This window comes from Streptomyces sp. NPDC002130, from assembly GCF_040296465.1.
In the GTDB taxonomy this organism is placed as follows: domain Bacteria; phylum Actinomycetota; class Actinomycetes; order Streptomycetales; family Streptomycetaceae; genus Streptomyces.
The window spans coordinates 1-1,044 of record NZ_JBEOXI010001255.1; the positions used below are offsets into that span (position 1 = coordinate 1).

Annotated in this window: 1 protein-coding gene; it reads left to right on the plus strand. The window is 62.7% G+C overall.

What is annotated here, in order from left to right; translation table 11 throughout:
* The coding region (locus ABT116_RS50075; RefSeq protein ID WP_351648464.1) for an acyl-CoA dehydrogenase family protein at positions 1–1,007 on the plus strand (1,007 nt) is incomplete at its 5' end.
* Positions 1,008–1,044: the final 37 nt, after the last annotated feature.

Sequence of the window (1,044 nt, forward strand, 5' to 3'; positions counted from 1 at the left end):
AAGCCGGCAAGCTCGGCCTGCTGTGCTGCTCGATTCCCGAGGAATACGGCGGGGGCGGTGGAACCTTCGCACACGATCTCGCTGTCTTCGAGGCGCAGGGCTACTGCGGTGACTATGCACTCGGTAACTCCGTGCACAGTGGCATCGTCGCCCACTACGTGCTCGAGTACGGAAGTGAAGAGCAGAAGAAGGCCTGGCTGCCAGGGATGGCGACGGGCGAAATCCTCGGTGCCATCGGAATGACCGAGCCGGGAACAGGTTCCGACCTCAAGGCAATCACCACGTCCGCGATCCGCGACGGTGACCACTACGTCGTGAACGGGTCGAAGACCTTCATCACCAACGGTGGCAGCGCAGACATGATCGTCCTCGCCGTCAAGACCGATCCCAAGGCCGGCGCCAAGGGCGTCTCGCTCCTGATCGTGGATCTTCGTGACTGCGAAGGCTTTGCAGTCGGCCGCGTCCTCGACAAGGTCGGTCAGCACGGCGCCGATACGTCCGAGCTGTCCTTCACCGATGTCCGCGTTCCCGTCTCGAACCTCCTCGGTGAGTCCGAGGGGCTCGGTTTCGGTCAGCTGATGGCACAGTTGGTGCAGGAACGCCTCATCATCGGCGCGCAGGCCATCGGCACCATCGAGCGTGCCGTCGAGGAGACCGTCGCGTACACCAAGGCGCGTCAAGCGTTCGGGCACAGCCTCTTCGAGTTCCAGAACACCGCCTTCGAGCTGGCCGAGTGCCAGACGATCGCACGCACCTGCCGTGTCTTCCTCGACAACTGCATCGAGGATCACCTCAACGGCGAGCTGGACGGCGCAGACGCCGCGATGGTCAAGTACTGGCTCACCGAGCAGCAATGCGCCGTCGTCGACCGGTGCGTGCAGCTCTACGGCGGATACGGCTACATGCGTGAATACCCGATCGCGCGCATGTACGAGGACTCCCGCGTCCAGAAGATCTACGCCGGCGCCAACGAAGTGATGAAGGGCATCATCGCGAAGAGTCTTTGATCACCGGCGTCGAAAACCATTGACACCGAACAGGCAC